The 22,212-nt window shown below is 52.9% G+C and carries 17 protein-coding genes, 1 tRNA gene, 3 other RNA genes and 1 pseudogene; 6 read left to right on the forward strand and 16 right to left on the reverse strand.

The features are described 5' to 3' along the window. Nucleotides 1-127 precede the first annotated feature (127 nt). Genes bcsE through bcsG form a run of 3 tightly spaced genes read left to right on the forward strand, consistent with a single transcriptional unit; the run spans nt 128 to nt 3,563 of the window. Entirely contained in the window at nt 128-1,699 is a 1,572-nt protein-coding gene (gene bcsE / locus NAZ64_RS10210; RefSeq protein WP_001205775.1) for a cellulose biosynthesis c-di-GMP-binding protein BcsE, read from the forward strand. Further along, complete coding sequence (gene bcsF, locus NAZ64_RS10215; RefSeq protein WP_000988321.1) at nt 1,696-1,887, forward strand: cellulose biosynthesis protein BcsF; 192 nt, start codon at nt 1,696-1,698, stop codon at nt 1,885-1,887. The genes bcsE and bcsF overlap by 4 nt, the downstream gene beginning before the upstream one ends. Then, a complete protein-coding gene (gene bcsG / locus NAZ64_RS10220; RefSeq protein ID WP_000192022.1) occupies nt 1,884-3,563 on the forward strand; it encodes a cellulose biosynthesis protein BcsG in 1,680 nt (559 codons plus the stop codon). The genes bcsF and bcsG overlap by 4 nt, the downstream gene beginning before the upstream one ends. Before the next feature lie 81 nt (nt 3,564-3,644). Here bcsG and NAZ64_RS10225 read toward each other — a convergent pair whose 3' ends face one another. After that, complete coding sequence (locus tag NAZ64_RS10225; RefSeq protein WP_001537650.1) at nt 3,645-3,752, reverse strand: type I toxin-antitoxin system toxin Ldr family protein; 108 nt, start codon at nt 3,750-3,752, stop codon at nt 3,645-3,647. A 372-nt stretch (nt 3,753-4,124) separates the two neighbouring features. Here NAZ64_RS10225 and NAZ64_RS10230 point away from each other — a divergent pair. Then, nucleotides 4,125-4,277, forward strand: a pseudogene (locus NAZ64_RS10230) (PLP-dependent transferase); the annotation flags it as partial. 117 nt (nt 4,278-4,394) lie between these two features. Then, on the forward strand, nt 4,395-5,693 hold the full coding sequence (locus NAZ64_RS10235) for an aromatic amino acid transport family protein (protein WP_001150163.1): 1,299 nt from the start codon (nt 4,395-4,397) through the stop codon (nt 5,691-5,693). Between the two features lie 248 nt (nt 5,694-5,941). Here NAZ64_RS10235 and dppF read toward each other — a convergent pair whose 3' ends face one another. From dppF to NAZ64_RS10270, 7 genes are all read right to left on the reverse strand, one after another. Beyond that, nucleotides 5,942-6,955, reverse strand: coding sequence for a dipeptide ABC transporter ATP-binding subunit DppF (gene dppF / locus NAZ64_RS10240; protein ID WP_000103561.1), 1,014 nt, complete (start codon nt 6,953-6,955; stop codon nt 5,942-5,944). Then, entirely contained in the window at nt 6,952-7,935 is a 984-nt protein-coding gene (dppD, locus tag NAZ64_RS10245; protein ID WP_001196509.1) for a dipeptide ABC transporter ATP-binding protein, read from the reverse strand. Before dppD ends, dppF begins: the two co-directional genes overlap by 4 nt. 10 nt (nt 7,936-7,945) lie before the next feature. Next, complete coding sequence (gene dppC / locus NAZ64_RS10250; RefSeq protein WP_000084690.1) at nt 7,946-8,848, reverse strand: dipeptide ABC transporter permease DppC; 903 nt, start codon at nt 8,846-8,848, stop codon at nt 7,946-7,948. Between the two features lie 9 nt (nt 8,849-8,857). Further along, nucleotides 8,858-9,877, reverse strand: coding sequence for a dipeptide ABC transporter permease DppB (gene dppB / locus NAZ64_RS10255; protein WP_000938843.1), 1,020 nt, complete (start codon nt 9,875-9,877; stop codon nt 8,858-8,860). A gap of 156 nt (nt 9,878-10,033) precedes the next feature. Continuing rightward, nucleotides 10,034-11,641: a dipeptide ABC transporter periplasmic-binding protein DppA gene (gene dppA / locus NAZ64_RS10260; RefSeq protein ID WP_000028047.1), complete on the reverse strand. Its 1,608-nt coding sequence runs from the start codon at nt 11,639-11,641 to the stop codon at nt 10,034-10,036. Between the two features lie 555 nt (nt 11,642-12,196). Further along, nucleotides 12,197-13,522 (reverse strand): uracil-xanthine permease family protein, encoded by a 1,326-nt coding sequence (locus tag NAZ64_RS10265; RefSeq protein WP_001136079.1) that lies wholly within the window; start codon nt 13,520-13,522, stop codon nt 12,197-12,199. A gap of 57 nt (nt 13,523-13,579) precedes the next feature. Further along, nucleotides 13,580-14,704: an aryl-sulfate sulfotransferase gene (locus NAZ64_RS10270; protein WP_076935825.1), complete on the reverse strand. Its 1,125-nt coding sequence runs from the start codon at nt 14,702-14,704 to the stop codon at nt 13,580-13,582. A 149-nt stretch (nt 14,705-14,853) separates the two neighbouring features. Between NAZ64_RS10270 and NAZ64_RS10275 the strand changes: the two genes are divergently transcribed. Then, the gene (locus NAZ64_RS10275) at nt 14,854-15,861 is read left to right on the forward strand and encodes a LacI family DNA-binding transcriptional regulator (RefSeq protein WP_220569573.1); all 1,008 of its coding nucleotides are present in this window, start codon (nt 14,854-14,856) and stop codon (nt 15,859-15,861) included. A 72-nt stretch (nt 15,862-15,933) separates the two neighbouring features. On the opposite strand, the gene NAZ64_RS10280 is transcribed toward NAZ64_RS10275, so the two are convergent. From NAZ64_RS10280 to NAZ64_RS10315, 8 genes are all read right to left on the reverse strand, one after another. Further along, entirely contained in the window at nt 15,934-17,901 is a 1,968-nt protein-coding gene (locus NAZ64_RS10280; protein WP_220569572.1) for an AlbA family DNA-binding domain-containing protein, read from the reverse strand. Nucleotides 17,902-18,240: 339 nt separating this feature from the next. Next, nucleotides 18,241-18,768: a phage integrase central domain-containing protein gene (locus NAZ64_RS10285; RefSeq protein ID WP_483640926.1), complete on the reverse strand. Its 528-nt coding sequence runs from the start codon at nt 18,766-18,768 to the stop codon at nt 18,241-18,243. A gap of 19 nt (nt 18,769-18,787) precedes the next feature. Next, nucleotides 18,788-18,921, reverse strand: a non-coding RNA gene (locus NAZ64_RS10290) — RtT sRNA. A 35-nt stretch (nt 18,922-18,956) separates the two neighbouring features. Then, a non-coding RNA gene (locus NAZ64_RS10295) (RtT sRNA) lies at nt 18,957-19,090 on the reverse strand. Nucleotides 19,091-19,124: 34 nt separating this feature from the next. After that, nucleotides 19,125-19,258: non-coding RNA, RtT sRNA (locus NAZ64_RS10300), on the reverse strand. 34 nt (nt 19,259-19,292) lie between these two features. Then, nucleotides 19,293-19,369, reverse strand: a tRNA-Pro gene (locus NAZ64_RS10305). A 90-nt stretch (nt 19,370-19,459) separates the two neighbouring features. Further along, nucleotides 19,460-21,151: a kdo(2)-lipid A phosphoethanolamine 7''-transferase gene (gene eptB, locus NAZ64_RS10310; protein ID WP_001269258.1), complete on the reverse strand. Its 1,692-nt coding sequence runs from the start codon at nt 21,149-21,151 to the stop codon at nt 19,460-19,462. Nucleotides 21,152-21,381: 230 nt separating this feature from the next. Beyond that, entirely contained in the window at nt 21,382-22,086 is a 705-nt protein-coding gene (locus tag NAZ64_RS10315; RefSeq protein ID WP_220569570.1) for an autotransporter outer membrane beta-barrel domain-containing protein, read from the reverse strand. Nucleotides 22,087-22,212: the final 126 nt, after the last annotated feature.

Consider the following 22,212-nt stretch of genomic DNA (forward strand, 5'->3'; position numbering starts at 1 on the left):
GCGCAGAGTTACAGGGCATCCTGCCGGACAAATTGATTCACATGCTAAATCTGATGCGTTTTAATTTCAATGTTAGGTTTATTTCTGTGCTTTCGCTAGTAAACTGATAAACAGTTAAAATAGTGACATGAGGGACACTGTGGACCCCGTATTTTCTCTCGGCATCTCATCATTATGGGATGAACTGCGCCATATGCCAACCGGCGGCGTCTGGTGGGTTAACGCCGATCGCCAGCAAGATGCCATCAGCCTGGTGAATCAAACGATTGCGTCACAAACGGAGAATGCAAATGTCGCCGTCATCGGCATGGAAGGCGATCCTGGCAAAGTAATCAAATTAGATGAATCTCACGGTCCGGAGAAAATCCGCTTATTTACCATGCCGGATTCAGAAAAAGGGCTATACTCTTTGCCCCACGATTTGCTTTGTTCTGTTAACCCGACGCATTACTTTTTCATTCTTATTTGTGCAAATAACACGTGGCGGAATATAACGTCAAAAAGCCTGCATAAATGGCTGGAAAAAATGAATAAATGGACTCGTTTTCATCACTGTTCATTGTTGGTTATTAACCCTTGTAATAATAGCGATAAACAGTCCTCGTTGTTGATGGGCGAGTATCGCTCACTTTTCGGCCTCGCCAGTTTACGTTTTCAGGGCGACCAACATTTGTTCGATATTGCCTTCTGGTGTAACGAAAAAGGCGTCAGCGCCCGACAGCAGTTATTGCTGTGTCAGCAGGACGAACGCTGGACGCTATCCCATCAGGAGGAGACGGCAATTCAGCCGCGTAGCGACGAAAAACGCATTCTTAGCCACGTCGCCGTCCTTGAAGGCGCGCCGCCGCTCTCGGAACACTGGACGCTTTTCGACAATAACGAAGCGCTATTCAACGACGCGCGCACGGCGCAGGCCGCGACAATTATTTTTTCGCTTACACAGAACAACCAAATCGAGCCGCTTGCTCGTCGCATTCATACTTTGCGACGCCAGCGGGGAAGCGCGCTGAAAATTGTCGTGCGCGAAAATATCGCCAGTTTGCGCGCCACCGATGAGCGCCTGCTGCTGGGCTGCGGCGCGAATATGATCATTCCCTGGAACGCCCCGCTTTCACGCTGTCTGACGCTTATTGAAAGCGTGCAGGGGCAGCAGTTCAGCCGTTACGTACCGGAAGACATCACCACGCTACTGTCGATGACGCAGCCGTTGAAACTGCGCGGTTTTCAGCCGTGGGATACCTTCTGCGATGCCATCCATACGATGATGAGCAACACCCTGCTCCCCGCCGATGGGAAAGGCGTTCTGGTCGCGCTGCGCCCAGTGCCGGGCATTCGGGTTGAGCAGGCGTTAACATTATGTCGGCCAAACCGAACCGGCGATATTATGACCATCGGCGGCAACCGTCTGGTGCTGTTTTTATCATTCTGCCGGGTCAACGATCTGGATACCGCGTTAAACCATATTTTCCCTTTGCCGACGGGCGATATTTTCTCTAATCGTATGGTCTGGTTCGAAGATAAACAAATCAGCGCCGAGCTGGTGCAGATGCGCTTATTGTCGCCGGAACTGTGGGGAACGCCGCTACCGCTGGCAAAACGCGCCGACCCGGTAATAAATGCCGAACACGATGGCCGTATCTGGCGTCGTATTCCTGAACCCCTGCGATTGCTCGACGACACCGCGGAGCGTGCATCATGATGACCATCAGCGATATCGTGCAAATTATTCTTTTTTGCGCGCTGATTTTCTTTCCGCTGGGGTATCTGGCGCGTCATTCGCTACGCCGTATCAGTGATACGACCCGGCTGCTATTTGCCAAACCTCGTTATGTAAAACCAGCCGGAACTCTGCGCCGCGCTACGAAAGTCAAGGCAGACAAAAAATGACTCAGCATACTCAAACTCCTTCAATGCCTTCTCCGCTCTGGCAATACTGGCGCGGTCTTTCCGGCTGGAACTTCTATTTTCTGGTCAAGTTTGGCCTGCTATGGGCAGGCTATCTGAATTTTCATCCTTTACTGAATCTGGTATTCATGGCGTTTCTGCTCATGCCAATACCAAAGTATCGCCTTCACCGGTTGCGCCACTGGATTGCCATTCCCGTCGGCTTCGCGCTGTTCTGGCATGATACCTGGTTGCCCGGCCCGCAAAGCATTATGAGCCAGGGGACGCAGGTGGCGGAATTCAGCTCCGGTTATCTGCTCGATCTGATCGCCCGTTTTATTAACTGGCAAATGATCGGCGCCATCTTCGTACTGCTGGTTGCCTGGCTTTTTTTATCACAGTGGATTCGGGTCACGGTGTTTGTGGTCGCCATCATGGTATGGCTGAATGTCCTGACATTAACCGGCCCGGTTTTTACGCTGTGGCCGGCAGGCCAGCCAACCGATACGGTGACGACGACTGGCGGTAATGCGGCCGCTACCGTCGCGACAGCGGGCGATAAGCCGGTCATCGGCGATATGCCTGCGCAAACCGCGCCGCCGACGACCGCAAATCTGAACGCCTGGTTGAACACCTTCTATGCCGCGGAAGAAAAGCGGAAAACGACGTTCCCGGCGCAGCTTCCGCCTGATGCGCAGCCGTTCGACCTATTGGTCATCAATATTTGTTCGCTCTCCTGGTCGGATGTCGAAGCGGCAGGCTTGATGTCACATCCGCTATGGTCGCACTTTGACATTTTGTTTAAACACTTTAATTCCGGTACGTCTTACAGCGGCCCGGCGGCCATTCGTCTGCTGCGCGCCAGCTGCGGTCAACCATCGCATACCCGACTTTATCAACCAGCCGATAATGAATGTTATCTGTTTGATAATCTGGCGAAACTGGGCTTTACTCAGCATCTGATGATGGATCATAACGGTGAATTTGGCGGCTTCCTGAAAGAAGTTCGCGAAAACGGCGGTATGCAGAGCGAACTGATGAACCAGTCCGGCCTGCCAACCGCCCTGCTGTCATTCGACGGCTCGCCGGTATATGACGATCTGGCGGTCCTGAACCGCTGGTTGACAGGGGAAGAACGTGAAGCCAATTCCCGCTCCGCGACTTTCTTTAACCTGCTGCCGCTGCACGATGGCAACCACTTCCCTGGCGTCAGCAAAACGGCGGATTATAAAATCCGCGCGCAGAAACTGTTCGATGAACTGGACGCCTTCTTTACCGAACTGGAGAAATCCGGGCGTAAGGTGATGGTGGTGGTCGTACCGGAGCACGGCGGCGCGCTGAAGGGCGACAGAATGCAGATCTCAGGCCTGCGCGATATTCCCAGCCCCTCCATCACCAACGTCCCGGCGGGCGTGAAATTTTTTGGCATGAAAGCCCCGCATGAGGGCGCGCCGATTGATATTAACCAGCCGAGCAGCTACCTGGCTATTTCCGAACTGGTCGTACGCGCCGTGGACGGTAAGCTCTTTACCGAAGACAGTGTGAACTGGAACAAGCTGACCAGCAATCTGCCGCAAACCGCGCCGGTTTCAGAAAACGCTAATGCGGTGGTGATTCAGTATCAGGGTAAGCCCTACGTTCGTCTGAATGGCGGCGACTGGGTGCCTTACCCGCAGTAAACCGAAAAAGGCCGCAAGGTTTCCCCTGCGGCCTGGTTCGGGCGCATGTTGCCATTACGGCGGACAGACGCTCAAAACGCGTTACTTCCTGTCACGTAGCCAGTTGACGATCACACTGGCGATAATGCCAGCAATGATCGGCGCCGCCAGATCGTGCCAGAAGGCCACGCCCAACTGCGTAAGCGTCATATAGCCGCCTTGTTGCAATGGCAACCGTTCGCGGCTATCCTTGATGTGTTGAGGTTCAAGTTAGCCCCCGTCAGGTTGCCAGGTTTATACCAGTCAACGTGCGGGGGTTTTCTCTATCCAGCAACCTATGCCGCCGGGGATCAAGCCCCCGCAACATTGCGCCTCACCGGGTAAACCCGGCTTGCTGCTGATATTACGGCAAAATCCCCGTCCCGGCACGGCGCTAACGTACAATCTGCGTGACGCTTCGCAGACGATTACTTTTATTTGCCAGAATACATTCAGCATTTCTGAGGCTGGCAGTCAGCCGCTCAATTCTGTAAATTATGCCTCCTCGCGGCCAGTCCCGGTGATACCGAAACCCTCGTTCAGCATCCTGCGTCTATGACATATTCGCCTGTTGCGCCAGAGGAATGGCTAAAAGCAGGTATTACCGACGAACTTATCCGTCTTTCAGCGGGACCTGAAGATCCCGACGATATTATTCATGACCTTGAACGCGCCAGCAGAAAAGCAGCATTCTGACGATTGCTCGGCGAACCGCTGTCACCGGTTTGCCGCATCGGGTATCAAGGCACTATAGCCTGGTTATAGGCAGCATTCTTTATGAGAGAGCTGCCTATATTTTGGGCAGGGGGCTCTATGCAGGACGACACATTACCATTAAATAACAGTAACGCTACGACCACACCGCTTTCAACGAGATTACCGTTTACAAAATATGATTTTGGCTGGGTGCTCTTGTGTATCGGTATGGCGATCGGCGCCGGTACCGTCTTAATGCCAGTGCAAATCGGTCTCAAGGGGATCTGGGTATTTATTACCGCTTTTATCATCGCCTATCCCGCTACCTATATTGTGCAGGATATTTATCTAAAAACGTTATCTGAAAGCGAAACCTGTGACGATTATACGGATATTATCAGTCACTATCTTGGCAAAAACTGGGGCATTTTTCTCGGTGTAATCTATTTTCTTATGATTATCCACGGGGTGTTTATTTACTCCCTGTCGGTGGTGTTTGATAGCGCCTCCTATATCAAAACCTTCGGCCTTACTGAGGCCGATCTTTCGCAGTCTATTATCTATAAAGTCGCGATTTTCGCCGTGCTGGTGGCGATTGCCTCCGGCGGGGAAAAGTTATTATTTAAAATTTCCGGCCCGATGGTGGTAGTAAAAGTCGGGATCATTCTGATATTCGGTTTCGCGATGATCCCACACTGGAATCTTGATAATATTTCCGCCTTTCCCGCCGCATCGGTTTTCTTTCGCGACGTACTGCTCACTATCCCATTTTGCTTCTTTTCCGCGGTCTTCATTCAGGTGCTAAACCCAATGAACATCGCCTATCGTAAGCGCGAGCCTGACCGTGTGCTGGCCACCCGGATGGCGATTCGCACGCATCGCATTAGCTATATTACGCTGATTGCCATTATTCTCTTTTTCTCGTTCTCATTTACCTTTTCGATTAGCCATGAAGAGGCGGTATCAGCGTTTGAGCAGAATATTTCCGCCCTTGCGCTGGCAGCTCAGGTAATCCCTGGCCATATCATCCACATTACCTCTACCATCCTCAATATTTTTGCCGTACTTACCGCGTTCTTTGGTATTTATTTAGGTTTTCACGAAGCGCTTAAAGGTATTGTGCTGAATGTATTGAGTCGTATTATGGATGTCAAAAACGTCAACCCACTGTTACTGACATCTGGAATCTGTGTCTTTATCGTGGTGACTCTGGTTATCTGGGTTTCGTTTCGCGTCTCAGTATTGGTCTTTTTCCAGTTAGGCAGTCCGCTTTATGGCATTGTCGCGTGTATTATTCCCTTTTTCCTGATTTATAAAGTAGCGCAACTGGAAAAATTACGCGGCCTGAAAACCTGGCTTATTCTGTTATATGGAATATTGTTGTGCCTGTCGCCGTTATTAAAATTGATTGAATAAGAGCCTATCCCACCAGGCGTTATTGGCGCAGCCAGTTTGGACACGGACAGCGCGCAAAAACCGGAGCGTACACGTAGTACGTGAGGATTTTGAGCACTGCCCAGGACCAAAATGGCAAGTAAAATAGCCCTAATGGGATAGGCTCTAAGTCGTACCGGAGAGCCATGCCCCGTGGCGCTACGCTTACCAGGCCTACAGGTACGGTGTAGGCTTGATAAGGCGCAGCCGCCATCCGGCATAAAACGCAATTAACTCAACGGTTTCTGCGGGTTTTCATCCTGATCGACGGCAAAGCAGGCCACCAACTGGCCGTCGTACTCTTTAAGCTGCGGCTGTAACTGCGTGCAGGGTCCGAAGCGACGGCGGCAGCGGGCGTTGAAGGCGCAGCCCGGCGGCGGGTTCAGCGGACTTGGCAACTCGCCGGTCAGCTTAATCCGCTCACGGCGATCGTCCGGATTCAGCCGCGGCGTGGCGGAGAGCAACGCCTGGGTATAGGGATGACGTGGATTGTTAAAAATCTGCTCTTTGGTCCCTTTCTCCACGCAGCGGCCTAAGTACATGACCATCACTTCATCGGCAATGTGTTCCACCACCGACAGGTCGTGGGAGATAAAGACATAAGACAGCCCCATATCCTGTTGCAAATCCATCATCAGGTTCAGCACCTGGGCGCGCACCGACACGTCGAGCGCGGAGACCGGTTCGTCGGCAATCACTACGTCCGGATCAAGCATTAGACCACGGGCGATAGCGATACGCTGACGCTGGCCGCCGGAGAACATATGCGGATAGCGGTCGTAGTGCTCGGTTTTCAGCCCCACCTTCGCCATCATCGCCAGCGCTTTTTCACGACGCTGCGCTTTACTCAGGCTGGTATTGATCAGCAACGGCTCTTCCAGAATTTGCCCCACTTTCTTGCGTGGGTTCAGGGAACCGTAGGGGTTCTGAAACACAATCTGAATTTTCTGCCGCCGCAGTTTCTGCGCGTGCGGATCGTGTTTAAGCAGATCCTGCCCCTGGTAATAAAGCTCGCCGCCGGTTGGCGTTTCAATCATCGTCAGCAGGCGGCCCAGTGTGGATTTTCCACAACCGGACTCCCCCACTACGGCCAGCGTTTTACCGCGTTCGAGATTAAACGACACGCCATCCAGCGCTTTTACCAGCCGTTCCGGAGAAAAGATCCCCTTCTTCACCGGATAGTGTTTTTTCAGGTCGATAGCCCGCAACAGCGGCTGTTGCAAGGTGGCCTCATGCGTACTCATAGTGTGGGCCTCCCGGCATCATCGAGTGGGTAATGACATTTTGACTGACGTCCATCGTCCAGTTGGTTGAGAGCAGGTTCTTCCGCACGACATCTGTCCGTGGCGTAGGGGCAGCGCGGGTTAAGCAGACAACCCGTCGGTCGGTCATATTTCCCCGGCACCACACCCGGCAGCGACGCCAGACGCGCTTTGTCCTGAGCAAACTCTGGTAACGCGCGTAGCAGTGCCTGGGTGTAGGGATGACGCGGCGCGCGGAAAATATCCTGCGCAGCGCCGGTTTCGACGACCTGCCCGGCGTACATGACGATAATTTTGTGCGCCGCTTCCGCCACCAGCGCCAGGTCATGGGTAATCAGCACCAGCGCCATGTTCTCTTTTTGCTGCAACTCCAGTAGCAGCTCAATGATTTGCGCCTGAATGGTCACATCCAGCGCCGTGGTCGGTTCATCGGCAATTAACAGCTTTGGTCGACAGGCTATTGCCATCGCAATCATCACGCGCTGACTCATGCCGCCAGAAAGCTGATGCGGATAGACATCCAGACGAGAAGCCGGATCGGGAATGCCCACCTGGTTCAACAGGTCAATCGCTCGCTGACGACGGGTTTTCTTGTTCCCGCCCTGATGTACCTTGATGGCTTCCATAATCTGAAAGCCAACGGTATAGCAAGGATTGAGGCTGGTCATCGGGTCCTGGAAAATCATCGCCACTTCAGCACCCACCAGGTTGCGACGTTCCTTCTCGGAAATGCGCTTCAGATCCTGTCCGTTAAAGAGCAGGTTTTCCGCCATCACGCGGCCTGGGTAATCGATAAGCCCCATAATCGCCAGCGAGCTGACGGATTTGCCGGAACCAGACTCGCCGACAATACCGACCACCTCACCCTGCTTCACGCTGTAGCTAATGCGGTCGACGGCTTTAAACGGTGTCCCTTCGTCGCCGAAGTGCACCGATAATTGATCTACATTTAATAACGCCATCTCGAACCTCTTACTGCTTCAGTTTGGGATCGAGCGCGTCACGCAGACCGTCACCCATCAGGTTAAATGCCAGTACCGTCAGCAGAATCGCCAGCCCCGGGAAGGTCACGACCCACCAGGCGCTTTGCGCGAACTGCAATACGTCAGAGAGCATGGTGCCCCATTCCGGCGTAGGCGGCTGTGCGCCCATGCCAAGAAAGCCGAGGGCGGCCATATCGAGAATGGCGTTAGAGAAACCGAGCGATGCCTGAACAATCAGCGGCGCAAGGCAGTTCGGGAAAATATTGACGAACATCTGACGCATTGCGCCTGCGCCCGCCACGCGGGAGGCAGTCACATAATCGCGGTTCACCTCTACCAGAACCGCCGCGCGGGTTAAGCGGACATAGTGCGGCAGCGCCACAAACGTCAACGCCAGCGCCGCGTTGCCGATGGAGGGGCCGAAGATCGCCACCAGCACCAGCGCCAGCAGCAGGCTCGGCAGGGCCAGCATAATATCGACCACGCGCATGATGATGTTATCGACCAGACCGCCGAAGTAGCCCGCGACCAGGCCGAGAATAATCCCCATTACCAGCGACAGGACGACCACCAGACAGCCGACCAGCAGTGACAAACGCGCGCCATACATCAGGCGCGAGAGGACATCGCGACCAACATCATCCGTTCCCAGAATATGCGCCCAACTGCCGCCTTCCTGCCAGACCGGCGGCGCCAGCAGCGCATCGCGGAACTGCTCTGCCGGGTTGTACGGCGCAATAAAGTTGGCAAACACCGCAATCAGGATCACGATGAGAACATACGCCAGCCCGACGACCGCGCCTTTGTTGCGTTTAAAATAGTGCCAGAACTCCCGCAATGGCGTCATGGGCGCCGGTGCGGCATTAACATTATTTTCAGTAACCTGTGACATGATGGCCCCTTACTTCTTATGCCGAATACGCGGGTTCACCACGCCGTACAGCAGGTCTACCAGCAGGTTGACGAGAATAATCATCGTCGCTACCAGTAACACGCCGCCCTGCACTACCGGATAATCGCGGCGTTGCAGCGCATCAATCAGCCAGCGCCCCAGACCGGGCCACGAGAAGATAGTTTCTGTCAGAATTGCGCCCGCCAGCAGCGTCCCGACCTGCAGGCCGATCACGGTGACGACTGGCAGCATGGCGTTACGCAGAGCATGGACGATAATGACGCGCATCCTGGTCAACCCTTTGGCGCGTGCGGTACGGATGTAATCCTCCCCCAGCACTTCCAGCATCGACGAACGGGTCATACGCACAATGACGGCCAGCGGGATTGTGCCGAGCACCATCGCAGGCAGGATCATATGCGCCAGCGCATCAATAAAGTTACCCTCTTCGCCCCAGATAGCGGTGTCGATCAGCATAAAGCCCGTCAACGGATTGGTATCATCAAGGAACACCATATCGCTCACGCGCCCGGAAACCGGCGTCAGGTTCCAGTGGACGGAGACCAGCATGATCAGCATCATGCCCCACCAGAAGATAGGCATAGAGTAACCGGTCAGCGCCAGGCCAACGGCAGTGTGATCGAAGATAGAACCGCGCTTCACTGCGGCCAGCACGCCCACCGGAATCCCCACGGCGACGGCAAAAATCATGGCGCAGACGCCAAGTTCCAGCGTCGCTTTAAAGCGAGGTACGAACTCGTCCCATACAGGGATTCGGCTTTTCAGCGAGATGCCTAAATCGCCATGCATCACCCCCCAGATATAATGGAGGTACTGCTGCCACATCGGTTTATCAAGACCGAGTTCAGCCAGCAGTTGAGCATGACGCTCAGGGGAAATACCTCGCTCACCCGCCATGATCATCACCGGATCGCCGGGGATCATGTGGACAAAGGCAAAGGTGAGAAGGGTAATACCGATAAACGTCGGGATAACGAGTCCCAAACGTCGGAGAATGAACTGCAACATAACCCGAATTCTCTCTCATGACGCACGGCCTGGAACCGTGAGTCTGTATTGCTCACAAATCTTATCCCACGCAAACTGCATCGCGGATAAAGCATTACGCCGGATGGCGCTGCGCTTATCCGGCCTACACAACACCGGGGCGCAGCGCTCTTTTAATTATTCGACAGAGACGTTTTCGAAGTGATGTTTGCCTAATGGATCAACCACATAGCCTTTAACTTCTTTACGCACTGGCTCATAAACCGTGGAGTGAGCGATGATCAGCGCTGGCGCCTGGTCATGCATCACAACCTGGGCCTGTTTATAGAGCTCAATACGCTTGTTGTGGTCATCGGTCGCACGCGCAGGCTGAATCAGGTCTTCAAACGGCTTATAACACCATTTTGAATAGTTGGAGCCTTGCTGGGCGGCATCGCAGCTGAACAGCGTGGCGAAGAAGTTATCCGGATCGCCATTATCGCCGGTCCAGCCCATCATCACCGTCTGGTGCTCGCCATCTTTAGCGCGCTTGAGGTATTCGCCCCATTCATAGGTGACAATTTTGGCCTGAACGCCAATCTTCGCCCAGTCCGCCTGGATCATTTCCGCCATACGACGCGCATTCGGGTTATAGGGACGCTGTACCGGCATCGCCCACAGATCGATGGTGAAGCCTTTTTCCAGACCGGCTTCTTTCAGCAGCGCCTTCGCTTTTTCCGGATCGTAGCCGTAGTCTTTAATATCGTCGTTGTAGCCCCACATTGTCGGCGGGATCAGGTTTTTCGCCGCAACGCCCGCGCCCTGATAAACGGCTTTGATGATGGCCTCTTTATTCACGGCATAGGTCAACGCCTGGCGAACTTTGACGTCATCCAGCGGTTTTTTCTGCACGTTATAGGAGAGATAACCCACGTTCAGGCCAGCCTGCTCCATCAGGTTGATGTTTTTATCTTCTTTCATGCGCGCAATATCCGCCGGGTTCGGATACGGCATCACCTGACATTCGTTCTTCTGCAGTTTGGCGTAACGCACAGAGGCGTCAGGCGTGATGGAGAAGACCAGGCGGTCGATCTGCGGCTTCGTGCCCCAGTAGCCGTCAAAGGCTTTGTAGAGAATGCGGGAATCTTTCTGATATTGCACCAGTTGGAACGGGCCAGTGCCGACCGGGTTCAGATCCACTTTTTCCGGCGTACCGGCTTTCAGCATGTTGTCAGCATATTCTTTAGAAAGAATAGAGGCGAAGTCCATGGCTAAATCGGCAAGGAACGGCGCTTCCGGACGCGTCAGCACAAACTGCACCGTGTGATCGTCTACCTTCTTCACTTCGCTAATCAGATCCGGCAACCCCATGCCTTCAAAGTATTCATAGCTGCCGCCAGACACTTTATGGTACGGGTTCTGCTCGTTTTTCTGCCGGTCAAAAGAGAACACGACATCATCGGCGTTCAGCTCGCGCGTAGGTTTGAAATCCTTGCTGGATTGCCATTTCACCCCTTTACGTAGGTGGAACGTATAGGTTTTACCGTCTTCGCTGATATCCCACTTCTCAGCAAGACCCGGGATCACTTCCGTGGTGCCGGTTTTGAATTCAACCAGACGGTTATAGATAGGTACGGAGCTGGCATCATAGGTGGTGCCAGACGTAAAGAGCTGTGGGTTAAAGCCTTCCGGCGAGCCTTCTGAACAATAAACCAGGGTTTTGGCCTGCACGCTTGCTGCAACGGTCATGGCCACCAGGCTCAAACCAAGCTTCAGCATCCCTGACTTCTTCAAGGAAATACTCATTCTTCTGCTCCAATTGTGATGTATGTTGTTTTGCCCTTTGCAAAGGCTTTTACCGCCCGGCCTTTTTTGTTTTTTACCTGGTCAGGTCAGTAGTGAGAGGTGGGGATTCCGTTCGCATAATCGACTGAGTTGCAGTGCGGATTCTCCATAAAATGCCCCTCATTCCCTACAATCTGTCAATAGAATGTCAAAACGTCAATACAGGTAACCAGCTTTTACAACAACGGTGAGAATTAACAAACAAAGATTAAAAAAAGTTCAGAAGGGTATTTTCAGCAGGGAAATTTGTGCTATAGGCAGAAAGGCAGAGTTATTCACTTAATATTTTGCAACAGTTAGTGATTAACAATTAGACATTAATTGAAAAATTTCTTTCGATATGTTGATTATCTGAGCGATTAATACCACTAACGCTAAAACGCACAGGCGAAAATGCTGAGGTTATCCATAAGCCGTGTGCAAAAAAGAGTTATCCGGACATTGAAAAACACCATCGAATATGTCACAAAATTGTAAATAAGTAGGCCGTCGTGCGGCCTACCGCGATCACAAAAACTAACTTTTGACCCTGGCCTGCGTGCGCTTTTCGCTCCAGTTAAACAACGAGTTCACCAGAATCGCCGTCAACGTCCCCGCTGCCATGCCGTTGCCAAAGACCATCTGTACGCCCGCCGGGAAATTCTGATACAGGCCGGGTACCAGTATAGGTAGCATTCCCATGGCCAGCCCCATCGCCAGCGCGTAGGTTTTACCCGGCGTATGCAGTGGCTCACGCGCAATCATATCAATACCGATAACCCCGATAATGCTGAAGACAATCACCGCCGTACCGCACACCACCGAACCTGGCAGACAGGTCGCCAGACGTACCAGCGGCGCGAATATGGCAATCAGGATTAACAATCCTCCGGCAGCCGCAGTCACGAAACGCGATTTCACATTAGTGGTGCGTACCACCCCAATATTTTCGCCGGAGGTGATAATTAAGGAGGTGCCAAAAATCCCCCCCAGCAGCGACATTACCGCATCACCACGAATGGTACGTGGAATCGCCTGCTGCACATTTTGCGTGGAATTGACTATTTCCGCGGTCGCAATCGTTTGCCCGGTTGCTTCAGCCATAGAGATGACCGCGTAAATCAGCAACGGCAGCGAGGCGGAGAGATCAAAAATCGGCCAGCCGAACGGCAAAAGCTGTGGGAAACTAAACAGCGGTCCGTGACTAACACCGCTAAAATCGGTGCTGCCCAGCGCCATTCCCAGCAGCGTCCCCGCTAAAAGGCCGAACATCACCGCCAGCTGGCGCAAAATACCGCTAAACGCCAGCGCGAAAATCAGCGTTATCAGGATAGTCCCCAGCGATAAAATGATACTGGTTGGATGAGCGAAGTCGGCGCTCCCTGGCTGGCCAATGATCAACCCGCCGTACAGGCGAATAAGGTTAATCGACACCATTAGCAGCATGATGCCAATGATAAAGGGGGGAAAATGGTGCAGGCAGCGGCGGAAAATCGGCAACGCGATAAAGTAGAACAGCGAGGTCAGAATTACGGCGCCAATCGCGGTCTGGATATTGGTCTGTAAAGCGATCGCAACGAAAATCGCAATCGGCGCGCCCCCCGGTACCATAATAAACGGCAAACGCGCGCCCACCCCTTTCACACCCAGGCTTTGCAAAATAGCGCCCAGACCGCACATCAGAAAGGTCGCGCTAAGTACCGAGGCGGTCACCGTATCGGTAAAGTGGAGCGCTTTGGCGATCAGGAAGACGGAGGTAATGGGGGTGGCGGCAACGACCAGCACATGCTGAAGCGCCAAAAGTAAGGTGGTTTGCCAGGGTAATGCATCGTTATCCGGCGTAGTAAGGCCAGGCTGCGGCATGATTAACTCCCATAAAACATCAAAAAAATAACCGCCAGCGCGGGCTGGCGGTCTGCATTATTTCAACCAACTAATGGCATCAGCGGCATAGCGATGCGCACGGAAGGCGCTGTTCTGTTTTCCAGGAATAATGCCTTTACTGAGGTGCTCCGGATATTCATTAAAGAACGGAATGATATATTCCCATACCGTTTCGCCTTCCGGAGTAACTTCAAACAGGCGGCCAAACGCCGATTCACAGATAAAGGTGTTGCCGTTCGCCAGCCGCTGCGCGCTCCCCATATACGGCGAGAAAAACGCCGGCGGGAAGATATCGCGATACTGCCAGGTAATCGCTTTGGTCTGCGGATCGAACTCCAGCACCGTGGAATGCGGCGAGGTGACGCCGGGACGCAGGTTGCCGTTATCGAAAACCAGAATCGACCCGTTCTCCATCTCAACCGGCGTGTGCTGCTGCGCTACGACTTCCGGCCCTGCATGCCAGATAACCTTCCCGCTCTCTTTATCCACGGCAATGACACCGGAAGTGGTACGCAGGCTCATCAGTACCAGGCCATCACGGGTGACGGACAGGCCGTTAATCATCGGCCAGTGGCGGCGGTCGAAAATATCATGAATCGGGAAATCTTCCGGATTCAAATGCTCCCAGGCACGCCATTCCCAGACCACTTCACCGTCGCGATTGACCTCTTTGACGACGTCGCTCTGAATGATGCCGTCCGGCGCATCGCGGCGCGGGTCGCCGCCGGTAACACGGGCGGCGATATCGGCAGGTAACGGCGACGCGGCGGTATACAGCAGGTTACCGTTTTCCAGCCACTGCGCATCGTGGTGATGGTAAATATCTTCGTAATGCCAGACGATTTCGTTATCCGGCGTCACTTCGTAGAAGTCGCCGCCGTGCCAGAGATCCCATGCCGGATAGAGGTTCGCTGAAGTGCGGTGGCTGCCGTTATAACCCAGATTACCGTTCGGCAGCAGCACCGCATCACGCCCGGCGCGAACCGGAAGCTGCCACTGATGCGCGACTTCGCCCTGCTCGTCCACCAGGTAAACCCGCCCTTCGGCGGTTTGCGGCGCAAAAAGCGTATAGCCGCCAAAGCTCTTCGCATTATCAGCGTAGATAAGGCCCGCCGGACGGCGTCCAAGGGTGAAAGTCGAGTCCTGAGTTAAGTGTGCCACATCGCCTCCTGAGGAATAAATTTGCGCCAAAATACCCCATTAAAACGTTTTAATGAAGAGTTTTTTACGATCCTCACTGAAAAAAAGCAAACGTTACCGTCTGGTAAATATGCTACCCTGTGCGCAAATTTTCGCAGGTCAGGAAGCAGATGGCTGTTCAAAATAAAAAACGCGCAAAGTTGATTGATGTTGCCCGCCATGCAGGCGTGTCGCCAGGGACAGTATCCAATGCCTTGCACAACACCCGCTTTGTCGAGCCGCAGACGCGACGGCGTATTGAAGAGGCCATTGTTGCGCTCAACTACACGCCGAATATTCGCGCCCGCCAGTTGCGAACCGGCAAAACCAATACCATTGCCTTGCTCTCTTCGGTGCCGCTGACAATTGCCTCCGGCGCGTCACGACTGGGATTTATGATGGAGGTGGCGTTAACGTCCGCGATGATGGCGCTGGAAAAACAGCATGCGCTGATTCTGGTGCCGCCGGGGGCAAATCCACTGGATGCCGTCAGCTTTGACGCGGCGATCCTGATTGAGCCGGCGGAGAACGACCCGCAGCTCCAGGCGCTGGCGCAAGCGGGCATTCCCTGCGTCACCATTGGCCGCACGCCGGGCACCGACACACCTGTGCCGTGGGTTGAGCTGCACTCGGCGGCAACAGCACAGCTTCTGCTCGCTCATCTGGAGGCCTCCGGCGCCAGCAAATGTGCGCTATTTGTCGGTAACACACGGCGAACATCAGTTCTGGAGAGCGAAGCGGCTTACCAGCGCTGGTGCGCGGGACGCCAGGCCCCCGTCGTCTACTCTCTCAATGAAAGCGAGGGTGAAAATGCCGGCTACCAGGCCGCGCAGCAGCTATTACAGGCGCATCCCGACGTTGACGGGGTGCTGGTGCTGATCGATACCTTTGCCAGCGGCGCGGTACGCGCTTTTCAGGAACAAGACATCGCCATACCTGAACAAATGCGAGTGGTTACCCGCTATGACGGTATCCGCGCGCGCGAATCGCTGCCGCCGCTGACGGCAGTGAATATGCATCTTGATGAGGTGGCGCGACAGGCAATCACACTATTATTTGATTTGCTGGCGGGCAAGAAGGTCAGTCACAGCGACGGGATCATGCCTGAACTGGTGGTGCGAGCGTCCACTTCGCGATAAAACGCGTAGAAGATAGCTGAGCTACAGACGCAAAAAAGCCGCTCAGAGAGCGACCCAACAGCCAGAAGCCTACTAAGATAGCGTATACCCCTGTCTTGGTGAATTCGGCTTGTTAGGAAACGCCAGCTTCAGTTGCTTTGAATCCACCATAGGTTTTAAGTAATTCTGGCGAATACTCTGCGCCTTACGTCCCAACAATATTTCCATTACCGCGACAGATAAATAGTGCCCATCGCACAACTGGACAAGCAGCGCCTTCATTACCCCGGCTTCCAGCCGACGGTGCTCCCGCGATGGCGCAGCTAATGCTTCAAGTACATCCCGAAATCCATCGCTCAGTTCGTCAAGATCATCAATAAACGGTTTATCTAGCAAGTGACTGATAAATCTGCCGTGTTCATCTCTTCCCTGATGACTATCCCCTAAGTCAGGAGCGCTATGCGTTAAGCTGATGTCACTATGCGTTAAGTCCTGTGCGTTATGCGTTAAGTTCGATGTAGAGCTTAACGCATTAGCGAAAACTTCTTCCGGAGACGGCAACTCCATTCCAGGTAAGCTGTATGATTTATCTCGCTTTTCACCACTGGCGACAAGAAAGCCCTTATCCACTAACTTTGGAAATGCCAGGGTAACATCACGGGAATGTCTGCTTGTGAGCTGACATGCTCTCTCATGGTTTACCCAACCTTCTGTCGCCGCCGTGATAACGATCATTCGTTCGAGATCATCAAGCAAATGAAAACGTTGACCAAATAAATCATCAAGCCGCTCAGTCACCTCCTGTGATACAAGACTTACCGTCGACAGCTCAAGCAGTGTTTGTTCAGAAGGCTCTGTTTTCTCATACAATTTTGGTGTGCGCCAGTTCGCCCATTTCCAACCGCTCATGATTTTGGGCACACCAGATCCTGCACGTTCACCTGCGCCAATCATTAAGAACATCTGGTGCATACGGCGGTTACGGCAATCGCTTTCCCCGCCCTTCACTGCAATTTCCGGCGGTATCCGCATTAGCCCAGGATTACGGAAGCCAAAAAGATCCGGCCGCCTGACGACCAGGATAGAGCTTCGGCCCGTGTAATCAGCATGCACCAGAGTATTAACAAGCGCCTCGCGGATAGCTTCATGAACCTTGGTTTCATCCAGCCGAATGCCATCCTGCAATTCAAAAGGCACCTTAAGGTCGGAAATGAGCTTTCGATATGTCCGGCGATAAAAATCGAAAATATTGCCTGACCATGAACCATCCGGATAGATGCGGTCGATCCAGCGGGAATCCGGTTGCGTGTCATCCCGCTCACGATAATCAACAAAATAGTTTGGAACCGCATCCTGAATAGCATTCCAGGTACCAAACATCAGGATAGCCGCAAGAGTGATGCCTTCTTCCCCGCTCTGGCGGTTTTTTCGCCAGCCACCAATGTTCCTGAATAAATCGATGATATCCAGCTCCAGCCAGGGATGCTGAGGCTTCGCAACCGCAAAGAGGTTACGGTAAGCACGCAAACTGTCCTGATCGATATCGCTGAAATCAAACCCTGCCAGGATCCGGTCATCACGACTATCCTCGACCTGCTCCGCGAGCATTCTTTTGATTTGCTCTTCAGAACAGTGGCAGTCCCCTTCGTGGCGACGGATGTATGTTTCCGTCATCGGCTGGTTATTAAGATAGACCGGTTTTTGCTCACGTCTTGCTATGGGGATCTCAATGACAATGACCATTTTATTATCAAGATTAATGACCTGTACCGATTGATCGGTCAGTAAATTGACATTTACTTTTTTCTTGTTATTGGCAATATCAAACAGTTGCTTCATAACAGTAGCAATATCGCCGATCCCCTCAACGATAAAGTTCCCTTTCTTTTCTCTGACGCCCAGCACGACATAGCCACCACGGGTATTCGCCATCGCGCTGTATGTTCGCCAGAAATCCTCCGGCAGCTTACCTTTACCATCCGCTCCCTGCGCCAGCTTAAACTCCAGTTCAACTGATTCAGAAAGTGTTTGTAAATCCAGCAAATCACTGACAGGAAACATAATCGGGTCGGCACCTGTTTAATTTAACAATCCAGGAAGAGAGAAGGACAACCTGAGCGAATAGTTAATTGTATTATCAATACAAACGCCTGCGGCGCATCCAAAATTTCAGTATCCGTCTCAAAACGCATAATACATCATGCTCTCGCATGAATGATAAAACCATTAATTATCAAAATATTACAATAAACAATTGCTTGACCATTGCATCCTGAATGCTATGTTTACAGCAACTGACGCAGTCCCGGGACTGCAAAAGAGCCTTCAGGCGATGCCTGAAAAAGGGCAGCTGCCGAAAGCTACGATTGTGCGAACTTGAAGTTTTCAAGTATGTCTGCTCTAAAACGGTGACAGATGCCAGCAACAATTAATCTGCTTCACCTGCGCCCAAAACGCCGGAATTCGCCCGACAAACGCCAGTGTATCTGGCCGGGGCGTCACTTTGGATGCGCCTGATGCACAAAGTGACGCCGGTTCACTCCGCTGCGTCATTCGCTTTACGGTTTCCAGCTTACCGTCTGCGCGACAAGGCTCCAGCGCTGCAATAACCTGCTGTGCCGTGAGTTCATCAATGTTGATCTCTCCGATATGGGGAAACACATACCGGTTTAACGAGTTCCAGATATCCTGCAACGTATGGGGTTTCAGCCCCACCGCTTTTTTCATTTCATACCAGTTTGCGGCGACATTTTTAAACGTATTCATCCTGACGCGGCGGACTTTCTCCTGGCTGTCGCGCTGCTCTTCAAGCGGGTCGATAAACTTTGCCAGTAGCCTTGGCGTTCTCTCGCTTCGCTCGGGTCGAACCTCTTGCCCCCGGAGGTTCTCATCCTCGTCAGGCTTCAGATACAAAAAAACCCTGCTCATTGAGCAGGGTTTCTGAATTTGGTCGGTGATAGAGGATGACTCGCCACTGCGTGGCTCGCCCTGCGGGCCGTTGCTGACGCAACGTTCTCTCGCTGCGCTCGAGTCGAACCTCTTGCCCCCGGAGGTTCTCATCCTCGTCAGGCTTCAGATACAAAAAAACCCTGCTCATTGAGCAGGGTTTCTGAATTTGGTCGGTGATAGAGGATGACTCGCCACTGCGTGGCTCGCCCTGCGGGCCGTTGCTGACGCAACGTTCTCTCGCTGCGCTCGAGTCGAACCTCTTGCCCCCGGAGGTTCTCATCCTCGTCAGGCTTCAGATGCAAAAAACCCTGCTCGTTGAGCAGGGTTTCTGAATTTGGTCGGTGATAGAGGATGACTCGCCACTGCGTGGCTCGCCCTGCGGGCCGTTGCTGACGCAACGTTCTCTCGCTGCGCTCGAGTCGAACCTCTTGCCCCCGGAGGTTCTCATCCTCGTCAGGCTTCAGATGCAAAAAACCCTGCTCGTTGAGCAGGGTTTCTGAATTTGGTCGGTGATAGAGGATTCGAACCTCCGACCCCTTCGTCCCGAACGAAGTGCGCTACCAGGCTGCGCCAATCACCGAATGCGGGCGCATCTTACTGCTCAGGCGCACGCCCGTCAATCCCTTAGTCGCAAAATACAATTCAATCGGCGAGAAAGTCGGCAGACAACCTACTTCGCGGCGACTTTCTGCGCATCGGGAATATGGCACCAGTTGTTGTTCTGGTTAATGCCGCCATTCGGCGATGTATACCCCAGGCAGCCCATTATCGTATCGTATAGCTCCACATGACGACGCGGCACTTTGATCTCCGCCTGCTGCTTCAGGTGAGCGAACATCTGCGCATGTTGCGGACTGGCAAGATATTTATCCGACATCCATACCAGCATCGGAACACGGAATTGCTCCGGCGGCGCCATATTGCGCGGCGTACCGTGCAAATGTTCGCGTTCGTTAATCGACTCGCCGTGGTCAGCCGCGTAGAACACAATCGCTTTTTTATCACGTAGCTGATCGAACACACTGGTAATAAAGTGATCCACATAGGTCACGGAGTTATCGTAAGAGTTGATCATCTGCGCTTTCGTGCAGCCGCTATCGACCCCAATACATTCGGGCTTCCACTGAGCGTAGCTGCGCGGATAACGTTGCGTATAGTTAAAATGCGACCCCTTAGTATGCAGGATAATCAGATGCTTACCCTCCGGGTTCTGGGCAAGCGAGTTCTGCATCTCATCAATCAACAGCATGTCATCAACCGTTTTACCGCGGTTACGCGGCTCGGCGCCGATCTGCTCGCGGTAGGAGATATTATCCGCCATGGTATTGCTATAGAACCACATCTCGCTCTGCATGGCGTACAGATCGGAACTGAATCCGAGCTGTTTGAGTACGGCAAAAACATTCTGCTCTTTTAACGTACGCTGCGGGTTATTATCCGCCCCGCCTTCCCGTACAAACATACAGCGTAAAGAAAGCTTCGTCGCGGTATCGCAGGAATAGCCGCGGAACGCCGCCAGATTTTTTTCCTGCGCCAGCTTCGGCGTGGTATTACGCTCGTAGCCGAAAATCCCCATGTGATCCCAACGGGTCGTCTCACCGATAATGAAAACGACGTAGGTGTCATCCCCATCCTTCGGCGCAACATAGGTAAATTTCCTGGCCGGGTTTATTAACGAATTATTGTCCGACGACTCATCTACCTGCGCCCAGGCATACAGCCCTAACGCAGATAACCAGTTTGAAGGCAGATAGGAGTTCGCCACCACGCCGCCATAGCTGGGTAAGTCGATACCTGTCGCCCGTTCAACCTTTTTTTGCTGTATATCCAGCAGGCGGATAGGCGCCCACACCATTACGCCTGCGAGTACCACTACAGCGGCGCTGCGAAAACGCTGCCCCGGCGTACGTAGCTGGCGCAACAACGTGTAGCGACAGTGGTTACTCCAGATAAAGATGAGCGGAAGCACGCTCACGGCAATCAGCCACAATACGAAGTGCAGCCCCACCACCTCTTTCGAGAGATCGATATCGGTGGTCATAACAGACGCAATAATGCCGTAGCCAATCACCACGTTCAGGAAGGTCATGTAATAACTGGCGCCAGCGGAAAACAGCACCACCAGCGTGGCCAGCACACGCCAGACGCGTCGGCCAAACAGTGAAAGAAGACGAAGTAAGAAGAAAGTGACCAGCACCGTGGCGCCAAGTTCGACAACTGCGGAGAGGCCTTTCCAAATGGTAAATTCTTGCGCATAACTGCCGAAACGGCGGTAAAACACGGCGCAATTCATAAACAGACCGATATAGAGCGCAAGCAAGAAACTAAGTTTCTGCTGCGTCATCGATTTAATGTATCTCATGCAAACAAACCCTGGGAATCGGGATAAAAACGACCTGTACAACGATTTTTTAATCAAACAGGTAAATATGCGGCTAACGCAGATGTGAGAAAGTCTACCAGCGCGGCTAAGTAGACCACAGGAAGCGCAAAAAGTGTCTATAGAGAATGTGATTGACCTATATATTTTTGTAAATATATAGACAGGGTATTAGATGAACTTCTAATAAGTCCAGGCGGCGGTTTATCTCGTTAAAAGCGAGCGCTCACCCCCAGGGTATACAAATAATCGCTATCCGTAGCGCTATTTTCCGCCTGGGAAAATGCCGCATACGCCGCCATGTACGGGTTAAGTAACACGTCCGCGCCTACGGTGACATCCAGCCAATTTCCCGCCTGATTTCCTGCGGTCATACGACTCAACCCGGACTGCGCTTTCCAGATATTTTCCCCAAACTGTTGGTTATAGCTAATTTGCGCCCAGGGACGGACATCGCCGAACTGCGAGTTTACCCGCCAGCCTAACGTACTGACGCTGGCGTGCCATAACGGATCGGTAAGCGCTAATATCGTCGCGCTATCGCCATATTCGTTATACATTGATGACGTCGAACCGTCGTAATGCAGCGCCGCGACCGGCCCAGTGGTCACGCGTCGGGAAAGCGGAAAATTCCAGCCCATACTGATACCGCTGGTCGCATCAAGCGGGGTTTCATCCGCCAGGCTAAGCACCGGCCCCACCGTATTTTGCGTAGACTGAATACGTTCGGCCAGTATGTCGTTGTAATTCGGTTGGTGATCGCTGTCCCAGGTATAGCGTTCCGTCGTATGCCCCGGAGCCGCTTCAGCGATATATTCTTGTTGCCAGGCATACGTGGTATTGATAAAAAACGAGCAGGCCATAAGGCCCGCCAGACAACGCAATGTCCGGCGACCACGGCGTTTTCTTACAATCATCAACGCGACTCCAGAGTAGAGCCGAATTCGGCGATATTATTGTCATTGAATGAAGGATGTCGGGCATCAGCCCTGTATTAACTATTGTCCTTTTAGCGAGCCCGTCAAGGCGGGTTGAAGGAAATT

The organism is Salmonella sp. A1325, assembly GCF_056991255.1.

Excerpts from the sequence above, each read along its gene's own strand:
- dppA (WP_000028047.1), bottom strand. The coding sequence starts at position 11,641 with ATGAGTATTTCCTTGAAGAAGTCAGGGATGCTGAAGCTTGGTTTGAGC.
- NAZ64_RS10275 (WP_220569573.1), top strand. The coding sequence starts at position 14,854 with ATGGCTGTTCAAAATAAAAAACGCGCAAAGTTGATTGATGTTGCCCGC.
- bcsE (WP_001205775.1), top strand. The coding sequence starts at position 128 with ATGAGGGACACTGTGGACCCCGTATTTTCTCTCGGCATCTCATCATTA.
- NAZ64_RS10285 (WP_483640926.1), bottom strand. The coding sequence starts at position 18,768 with ATGAGCAGGGTTTTTTTGTATCTGAAGCCTGACGAGGATGAGAACCTC.
- NAZ64_RS10235 (WP_001150163.1), top strand. The coding sequence starts at position 4,395 with ATGCAGGACGACACATTACCATTAAATAACAGTAACGCTACGACCACA.
- NAZ64_RS10265 (WP_001136079.1), bottom strand. The coding sequence starts at position 13,522 with ATGCCGCAGCCTGGCCTTACTACGCCGGATAACGATGCATTACCCTGG.
- bcsF (WP_000988321.1), top strand. The coding sequence starts at position 1,696 with ATGATGACCATCAGCGATATCGTGCAAATTATTCTTTTTTGCGCGCTG.
- bcsG (WP_000192022.1), top strand. The coding sequence starts at position 1,884 with ATGACTCAGCATACTCAAACTCCTTCAATGCCTTCTCCGCTCTGGCAA.
- dppC (WP_000084690.1), bottom strand. The coding sequence starts at position 8,848 with ATGTCACAGGTTACTGAAAATAATGTTAATGCCGCACCGGCGCCCATG.
- dppB (WP_000938843.1), bottom strand. The coding sequence starts at position 9,877 with ATGTTGCAGTTCATTCTCCGACGTTTGGGACTCGTTATCCCGACGTTT.
- dppD (WP_001196509.1), bottom strand. The coding sequence starts at position 7,935 with ATGGCGTTATTAAATGTAGATCAATTATCGGTGCACTTCGGCGACGAA.
- eptB (WP_001269258.1), bottom strand. The coding sequence starts at position 21,151 with ATGAGATACATTAAATCGATGACGCAGCAGAAACTTAGTTTCTTGCTT.
- NAZ64_RS10280 (WP_220569572.1), bottom strand. The coding sequence starts at position 17,901 with ATGTTTCCTGTCAGTGATTTGCTGGATTTACAAACACTTTCTGAATCA.
- NAZ64_RS10315 (WP_220569570.1), bottom strand. The coding sequence starts at position 22,086 with ATGATTGTAAGAAAACGCCGTGGTCGCCGGACATTGCGTTGTCTGGCG.
- NAZ64_RS10225 (WP_001537650.1), bottom strand. The coding sequence starts at position 3,752 with ATGACGCTTACGCAGTTGGGCGTGGCCTTCTGGCACGATCTGGCGGCG.
- dppF (WP_000103561.1), bottom strand. The coding sequence starts at position 6,955 with ATGAGTACGCATGAGGCCACCTTGCAACAGCCGCTGTTGCGGGCTATC.